The organism is Moorena sp., assembly GCF_982860115.1.
The window spans coordinates 1-8,763 of record NZ_CEYLVT010000276.1; the positions used below are offsets into that span (position 1 = coordinate 1).

Here is an 8,763-nt window from a genome sequence, read left to right on the forward strand (position 1 = left end):
TAGGTTTTAGGTTTTAGGTTTTAGGTTTTAGGTTTTAGGTTTTAGGTTTTAGGGAATAGAGATGCGCTGGATCTAGACTGTACCTCATAACTCCGATAAACGCTAGATAAAATAGGACTTACGCTAATCCCTGAATTTAACGCTACCTGTAGGGTGGGCAAGGTTTTGCCCACCTCTATTTATAGTGTTTGGTTAGGTTTGCTAAGCAATTTTGCGTAAGTGCGTAATAGAAATTGACTAGGTACGTAGCAAAAAGGGGAACCATAAGAAGGAGAAGGCAAACAGGGTGCAAGTCTTAATCCCTCTAAGCCTCTTGTTGAGTATCCCAATGATATGGGTAACAGCTGATCTATATTTATCAGTCCTTAATCGGTATAGTAAAACCGTTGATTTGACTTGACCGGCGTGAAATGATAATACCCACTGCTAACTTCTTCCTGTTGGGACGAAGCTTTGATTGTAATTAACAGTAAAAACACTATTACTACTAGTGAAACTAGGTCATGCAAGACTTTCTCGAATATATGCGGACTCTACAGGTCCCCCAGGAGTATGATAGACCCACCCAAGCCCAATCACCCAACACCTTTTCCATCGCTACCATCCAAAGTCTGGGGTCTCCCCAGCAAATTCCCCATTATGCCCGAAATCATGCTCTACTCCAGCATCCCTGGTTGCTGAATTTCCAAAATGGACCGTTAAGGCACACTCACCTAGAGGATTTACCCACTACTGATCAAAAATTAGGAGTCTTAGTGGCTGATCATCCCCGATTATCCTGTTTAATCAGGGAAACTGGCGTAAGTCGTAACCTAGAAACTTGGCTCAACCAGCGTTATCTGATTAGTTGGTGTTTCCCCAATTGGCTCACTGCTGTTGCTTCTAAGCTACCTACACCCCAAACCCGAATCCCTTTATTAAAGAATCTCTATGAAGAACATGGATTATCGGGGAAATCTGGTCATAGCAAACCCCATCCTCAAATGTGGCAGCAGTTATTTGAAGAATTATCAGCGATAGGAGTAGGTGAGTCCATACCTCTACCAAAGTCATCACAAGAATTATTACCAGGAACCCAACGCTACCTGCAAATCTACACAACGGCTTGCTTCCAATACCCCGCTGCCTTTGGATTGGGGATACTGGCTTTCACGGAATCTATCCTACCCTATGAAAACCAACTGATTTTAGCAGGTCTGAAAAAACTGGGTATTTCCACCAAAGGACAAGAATTCTTTGCGGTTCACTGCGACTGTGATCAAGACCATGCTGAGGAAATCTTAGATGTGATTGAGCAGATCGCTAATTCTCCCCAAACCCTTTGGCAAGTATGGCAGGGCGTGGCCATGGCAGTAAGAGCTCGTCAGGGATTTTACGATGATTTGCATCAAGAATTGGTACTGCTGGGTCAAGACACTGTTAAATCCGGTAAAGGTTAAGGACTTTGGCTATTGATAAAGTCATTCCCCTGGTGCTTTTCATTGCTATTGGTTATGCCCTGAAAGGGAAATTTCAAAAACCTGTAGCAGTTGGTGCTATTAAAACCTTAATTATCAATGCTTTACTGCCTGCGGCTCTATTCCTATCCACGATCAAAATTGATATCAGTCAAGGTTTACTCTCGCTACCGCTATTCGGACTTGCTATTAATTTCTTCTTGTTAGGAATTGGATGGTTATTAACAGGTTTGGTAATTCCTAGCAAAGAAAAAGCTAAAGCCCGCTCGTTGATATTGATGTTTGCGTCTTTAGCTCCTGGTTTAACAGTTTATCCGTTTACTCAGGAATTTTTAGGTGAGCAAGGACTAGCTCTAGCTGGATTAGTAGATGTCGGTAATAAATGTTTTGTGCTAATCGGTCTTTATGCTTTAGGGATGTATCTACACCAACGAAGTGTTGATACTGCCCACATCAAGTTCAGCAAATTCAAAACGATTGGATTCACTCTGATCCAAGAACCAGCAAATTTGGCGTTGTTACTGGGTTTGTCCATAGGAGCATTAAATCTAGGTAAAACACTTATCCCAGAAATAGTGTTGCAGGCTCTGGAACGGTTAGCTGCTTGCACTACTCCCATGATTTTGTTTTTTGTAGGGATTTCTCTCAAGCCGAAAACCTTACAATTACGGAAAATTTTACTAATTTTACTGGTTCGCTCAGCAGCAGGATTCTGGTTTAGCGCAGCAGTACTGATTTTGTTTAAACCAGATACATTAGCAGAAATGTTACTAGCTGTAGTTTTACCCCAAAGCGGATTGAGTTTGTGGCCGTTGTTGTACGCTTCCCAGATTAATATGCTCGACCAAGAGAAACATCGGCGTACTCACCCGACATTTGATACGGAATTTGCTCTAGGATTACTGACCACTTCTATTCCGATATCGATTTGTGTGAATTTAATTATTTTTTCTAATAGCGCGTTTTTTATATTACCGTCTCATCTGGGATTAGTCGGAACTATCCTTTTGCTCCTGTTCAGTATAGTAAAGGGAATCGGGAATCGGGAATCGGGAATCGGGAATCGGGAATCAGGAAGAGATAATCGGGAATAGCGATGCGTTGCATCAAGACAGGAAATCAACTTCACAGAAGACTGTACCTCATAACAGCGAGAAACGCTGTGATTTAATTTTGCTTGTGAGCATTAGGCAGTAGCGGGAAAACTGCCACCAATAAAATGGATATCACTGAAGGTTTCGATCCACAGACGAGCGCCACAACTGAGTGGTTTATCGGGCTGATAGACAATCCGACAAGGACCAAGGATTTCGACTTGATTGCCGTATAGATTGTCACCGCTTCGTTTTACTGAAATCACTGGCTGACGCTCTTCGGGACTTTTGTGATTGTTGCTGCCAATGCGATTGCGATTGACATTGATTTTGGCCATAGCAGGAGGACGAGTAGTACGCCATTTGCCTTTTGGTCCACGCTTCTTTTCTATGATTTGGGGCAGATTGTTGAACAGGGGAATAATCCAGAATTTTCCACTTTTATAAGCACCCCGGACGCGACCATCATTGAGGAGTTGACGCAAGCGTCGAGAAGAAATACCTAAGAGAGAAGCGGCTTCAGTAGTACAAACGGACTTGTTCATGAGTGGATTTACTTTACTATTCCGATATCACTATTATAAGGTAAAAAAGAAGCTTAGAGGGTGTTTGTCAATTATTGTTAATATTTTTTTACAAACACCTTTTCAGGTAAAGTTTAAGTTGAGGTAATTTTAGAGAGTGCGGTTGTGGCGATATGAGAGCTAAATCTCGACCAGATTCACAACGGAATAGTTAAAAAGAGTAGCAGGGGAGGGGTTTTGGAGTTTTTCCCGCAGACTCAAAAATAGACAATTTGAATGAGCTTACTAAAAATGCGATCGAAAAGCGATCGCATCGGAATATTTCAGTTTTATTGTTTTATCCGGTGGTGCGTTACGGGGTGGGCTATTTCAATGGTGGCTTAAGGCATAAAATCAGGGCGAGCCCACCCCTAACACACCCTACTAGTGTTGGGTTTCATTCTTCAACCCAACCTACGCTTATTGCACCATTAATGATGTGTCGGTCCACTACGCAAAATTTACTGACAGCTGACAGCTGAAAGCTGAAAGCTGACGGCTGATGGCTTATTAAACATTTCTAGCTTCTTCGACCCAGCTATCAAACAGGTCTTGATGGTTTTCAATCCATTTTTCGGCATGGCGACGGATATCTTTTGAGCTATCTTCACCGTTGTTGAGTAATTCATTTTGGGCATTGATATCCTGAACGGGAATATGAATCAATTCAAACAAGCGCTTGGCGGCTGGGTTAGCAGACACAAATTTCTTATTAGCTACGATTCGGATTCGATCAATGGCAAATCCCAGATTTTTTCCATTTACCGAGGTATCTTTTGCGGTCAAGTCTTTCTGTGATTCTGGTAGATCAGTGAAGGGAACTTCTAGCCAGACTACATCTTGATCTGGTTTTAACACTGCTGCCATCCACATGGGAGTCCAAGTGTAGTAGAGGATTGGTTGTCCTTGGTTGTAGCGAGTAATGGCATCTACAATTAAGGCGGAGTAGGTTCCTTGGTCTTGCTCAACGGTGTCTTGGAGTCCGTATGCTTTAATGTGATGCTCAATCATAATTTCACAAAACCAACCGGAATTACAGCCAATCAAATTGGCTTTACCATCACCATCTGAGTCAAAGAGTTTAGCGATTTTTGGGTCTTTGAGTTGCTCTAAGTTAGTGATGTTGTATTTATCAGCAGTTTTTTTATCAATCTGATAACCTTGCCAGAGATCAGAGGTGATTACTCCAATTCGTTCTAACTTCTGTTCACCACCACTTTGTTCAAAAAAGGGTCTATGACCAATATCCCAATGAACAGCAGTGTAATCTAGGTCGCCGTTGCCTAAAGCTAAGTGTGCGGTGACGTATTCAATTTGTTTTGGCTGTTTGATAGTGTAACCAAGTTTTTCCAGACCGATGTTTACAATGTCGGTTTGGAATTGTTCTTCTTGCAAGCTACTATAAACCGATTGTACACTCACCCCTTTACCAGGCATGGCTAGATTAGAGTCTGTGGTTACTTGGGCTTGGGAGGGTTGTTGCAAAGTGATAAAACCCAGGAGTGCTAGTAAAATGGTTGCTCCAACAGTAGCCCAAGCCAGTTGTTGACCACTCGAAGAGCGCACCAAACCAATTGGTCCTCGTTGCAACCAAGGGATTTGGTTGTTGCCTTGACTGACTATCTGAGTGATCCGATCCAGCATTACTGCGATTAGAACGATGCTCAATCCTCCCACAGCAGCTAATCCCACATTCACCCGACCTAGTCCTTGCAATACCATCTGTCCAAGTCCTCCTACACCAATCATGGAGGTTACTACCGACATGGATAAGGCTAAGAGGATGGCTTGGTTGACTCCAGCCAAAATAGTTGGCATGGCTAGGGGGATTTGGACTTCCCATAACATTTGTGTCGGGGTTGAGCCAAATGCGATCGCAGCTTCGACAACTTCTGTAGACACTTGCCGAATTCCTAGGTTAGTCAAGCGAATCAGGGGGGGTATGGCAAAGACACAGGTTGCCATTACTCCAGGCACTGCACCAATGCCAAACAACATCACTACTGGGACAAGATAGACGAATGACGGTAGGGTTTGCATGGCATCGAGCAGGGGTCGCAGCACTTTCTCAATGCGATCGCTACTAGCACAGGCAATACCGACAGTGATGCCTATCACCATGCAAAACACTACAGCCGTTACTACTAGGGAAAGAGATACCATGGCTTGCTCCCAGGCTCCGCAAAACCCTATCAAGCTCAGAGCAGCAACGCTATAAATAGCAATTCTGCCACCAGCCAGTTGCCATGCTATCAAGGCAATCAGAATCAGTAAAATTAATGGAGGAATCGATAGCAACAGCCATTCTATACTCTCCAGGGTGATGCTAATCGGTAGACTAATCCCTTGAAAAAAGGGACGAAAATTGTCAACCAGGAAATTCACCGCAGCAGTAATCCACTGCTGGAGGGGTAAGGTATAAAGCTCAAAGGGGTTCAGTAGAATATCTAGACCTCCTTGGCTCTTGGCGATCACAAAAACAGATAGAGTCAAGGATTTCAACACAATAATACCAGTATTTTTTTTAATAGTATCATACCGGTGAGTATCTATATTGTAAGGGCTTGGTGATGGGTAATATCAACTCCGGTAGCATGAGATTGATCAGCAAATTGATTGACTAGTCAGCGTTTTCTTTTCCTTTTTTAGTTATCTTGTCAGCCGTCAGCGTTCAGCTATCAGCCTTCAGCTATCAGCTGAATTATTACACTACAGAGCACCATAAAAAAATATCATAAATGTTATAAATGTCACAATTTTATACTCTTTTACCATAACCAATTCCGCTGAAATCTAGAGGTTATCGCCAAAGGGTGCATCTCAATGCATGCTGTTTGACCTGGTGTTGCGTTACGGCACTACCCATTTCGAGCGCTTCCCGACTCCCGATTCCCGATTCCCGATTCCCGATTCCCGACTCCCGATTCCCTGCTGCCTAAAAAAGTTGTAACAAAAGTTCTAAAAATATGTTATAATATAAGTTTATTTTTTTGTTATAATAAAATCACGTCATCAAACACTAGCAATGTTCCATGACAAAAGCCAGCCTCAAGATTTCCCACAGTCACCGGGCTGGCTTTAAATCCCTTATGAAAAGGACATGATTTATTATGACTTATGCACATCGCCTACATCCGTGGGCAATCGTTCGGCTGTTGCCCAAAATGCAACGGGTTGTTGTTCGTCGGTTCCGCAACCGTTCCAATGCGGAGGGGCATATGCAAGCTCTGAAAAGGCTTATGCCTGATGCTAATTTCGTGATTGTTTTTGATCTAGGTGATCTTATGAATAAAGAATCTTAGGGTTGACCGGGAGGAGGGAATGGTTGAAGGTTAGAGGGTTGAAGGTTGTGTTGTGGCAGGAAACTGGCAAGATGCCAGTTCCACCAAGATGCCTGTCAGAATTCATAAAGCTGACTGCTGACAGCTGATGGCTGAAGACTTACCCCGACTCCCGACTCCCGACTCCCGATTCCCTACTCCCCACCCATAGAGCGCCAATTACCAGAAGGAATAAAACTCGCCCAATAAATCGGATGGTTATACTCTGGACTTCCTAGCATTTGCAACTGAACCCTTCGCAAAGCCTCAGAACGCCCTTGGTTATCCTGCAATCCTTGATAATAAGACACCATTAGATACTTCGTAGCCTCATCATTCACTGTCCATAAACTAATGACTTGGCTTTCTGACCCGGCAATTACCAACGCTCGACGCAATCCATATATTCCCTCGCCAGCACTGATATTACCTAAACCTGTATTACATGCTGATAACACCACTAGCTTTGTACCTGATAAATTTAATCCCGTTGCTTCTAAGGCTGTAAAGATGCCATCTTCTAGATCATTGTCTGGCTTGTTGTTCTTAATTCCTGCTAATGCTAACCATGAGCTAAGTAAGGCATTATCCCCATTAGTAAACTCTTCCGAATCAGGTATTTCTTTGAAAAAACCATGGGTAGCGATATGTAGTATTGTGGGACGAGTAACTTGTTTCAATGCTGCTTCATTAGCTTGAGCACCCAACAACGGCTCCACATCCAGCATCTTTGCGATCGCTTTTACTTCCTCAAGAGCACCAGGTAAAGGCGATAAGCTCAACTCCGAAGGATTAAAGTCACGTAAGCTGCGGGTTGCTACTAGCTGGTTTTCCTCCCCAAGGGCAGTAGTTTGAGCGGAATTCTCAAAATCTGGTGCTCCCAAAACCACTGGTTGGGTGAGCTTGGGATTGGGATTAGATAATCTCAGTAAATCCCTACCAGAAGTGAGGTAGGTAAACCCATAGCTTTCTACTAAATACCGGTTGTCTTCATCTACTAAAGCTTCAAAAGGAATTAGGTTGAGGAAGCCGTCTGGAGACAATAAAATCCTGCGGCTATCTCCCAACAAAGGACGAACTTTCGCCATCAGTTTCTCATCCAGATTGCGGGCTGCTCGTTTTACCTTAGGGGTGCTATGATATACGGTTTGAAGGGATTCTTCAAGTGTTTTCCACAGAGGTTTCAAAGCATCTACTTCCCCTAAATCCATGCCTTGGGGTGCGCCTTTAGAACGGAGTACATAGGCGGCATAACGGGGATTACCAAAACTATCCTCTTGGGGATTGTAGGGTTTGTACTCTACAAATTCTACCAGTGCGGTATCTAATGGAATCAGTTGTTGAATGGTTTCGATGGTGACTGGTTGATTGATTTGGGCAAATTCACGACTGCGCCGACTAATTTTTGCGACTAGTTCCTGTTCCTGATTCGTTAATTCATCCAGTTGATTACGATATTCTTCAAGGGGAAGATTCTCTGGTCGGTTGTAAGTGAGGTTAGCGAGTTGGGTGCGAGTATCTTGGAGTCGGTCTAGTAATTTTTGGCTTTGGAAATCTAAGCGTTTACGCAACAGTTGCTGACTATGGGTCAAGAAATCCAGTAAACGACCTTTGCGATGTAGTATAGTTGTTAACGCTAGACCAGCTGCTCTTTCATCATCACCAGCTGAGTTTAGGTGTAGAGAAATAGCTCCATCCCTTGTGCCAGAGATAGTTTTGATGTACTCTCGTTTTTGCTTTTCAGCACCAGCGACGAGATTACGTTCTAGATTGAGTTCTTGGATGTCTAATCCCGCTTCGAGAAACTCTAGGGCTTGCTGAATGTTTCCTTGACTTTCATGTAGAACAGCCAAATTATTGAGGCTTTGTGCCACCAATGGGTGTTCTGCCCCCAGCAACCGTCTGTTCATCTCCAAGGCTTTAGTATAGAAAGGTTCAGCCTGTTGATACCTTCCCATGGATTTGTAGAGTACCGCCAGATTATTGAGGCTGGTTGCCACTGATGGGTGTTCGTTCCCCAGCAACCGTTTCCTCATCTCTAAGGCTTGGTGATACAAGGGTTCAGCCTGTTGGTACCTTCCCATTGATTTGTAGAGTACCGCCAGATTATTCAGGCTGGTTGCCACATAAGGATGTTCGTTCCCCAGCAACCGTCTGTTGATCTTCAAGGCTTGGGTATACAAGGGTTCAGCCTGTTGGTACCTTCCCATGGATTTGTAGAGTACCGCCAGATTATTCAGGCTTAATGCCACAGAAGAATGTTCCTCCCCCAGCAACCGTCTGCTCATCTTCAAGGCTTGGGTTAACAAGGGTTCAGCCTGTTGGTACC

7 protein-coding genes are annotated in these 8,763 nt (G+C 43.6%); 4 read left to right on the forward strand and 3 right to left on the reverse strand.

Annotated features, from left to right (window positions below; genetic code table 11):
- Positions 1–503 precede the first annotated feature (503 nt).
- Together AC4II3_RS28875 and AC4II3_RS28880 are read left to right on the forward strand one after the other, a co-directional pair.
- Positions 504–1,439 carry an iron-containing redox enzyme family protein gene (locus AC4II3_RS28875; protein ID WP_488008396.1) on the forward strand — a complete coding sequence of 312 codons (936 nt, stop codon included), beginning with the start codon at positions 504–506 and terminating at the stop codon, positions 1,437–1,439.
- Positions 1,440–1,444: 5 nt separating this feature from the next.
- A complete protein-coding gene (locus AC4II3_RS28880) occupies positions 1,445–2,551 on the forward strand; it encodes an AEC family transporter (RefSeq protein WP_488008394.1) in 1,107 nt (368 codons plus the stop codon).
- Between the two features lie 92 nt (positions 2,552–2,643).
- On the opposite strand, the gene AC4II3_RS28885 is transcribed toward AC4II3_RS28880, so the two are convergent.
- Both AC4II3_RS28885 and proX read right to left on the reverse strand, forming a co-directional pair.
- Positions 2,644–3,096 carry a helix-turn-helix domain-containing protein gene (locus AC4II3_RS28885; protein WP_488008392.1) on the reverse strand — a complete coding sequence of 151 codons (453 nt, stop codon included), beginning with the start codon at positions 3,094–3,096 and terminating at the stop codon, positions 2,644–2,646.
- Between the two features lie 528 nt (positions 3,097–3,624).
- The gene (proX, locus tag AC4II3_RS28890; protein ID WP_488008390.1) at positions 3,625–5,607 is read right to left on the reverse strand and encodes a glycine betaine/L-proline ABC transporter substrate-binding protein ProX; all 1,983 of its coding nucleotides are present in this window, start codon (positions 5,605–5,607) and stop codon (positions 3,625–3,627) included.
- Between the two features lie 334 nt (positions 5,608–5,941).
- On the opposite strand from proX, the gene AC4II3_RS28895 reads away from it, so the two are divergent.
- The gene (locus AC4II3_RS28895) at positions 5,942–6,064 is read left to right on the forward strand and encodes a hypothetical protein (protein ID WP_488008388.1); all 123 of its coding nucleotides are present in this window, start codon (positions 5,942–5,944) and stop codon (positions 6,062–6,064) included.
- Between the two features lie 160 nt (positions 6,065–6,224).
- On the forward strand, positions 6,225–6,416 hold the full coding sequence (locus AC4II3_RS28900; protein ID WP_488008386.1) for a hypothetical protein: 192 nt from the start codon (positions 6,225–6,227) through the stop codon (positions 6,414–6,416).
- A 173-nt stretch (positions 6,417–6,589) separates the two neighbouring features.
- Here the strand turns inward: AC4II3_RS28900 and AC4II3_RS28905 are convergent.
- A partial coding sequence (locus tag AC4II3_RS28905; protein WP_490722981.1) for a CHAT domain-containing protein occupies positions 6,590–8,763 on the reverse strand: 2,174 nt, incomplete at its 5' end.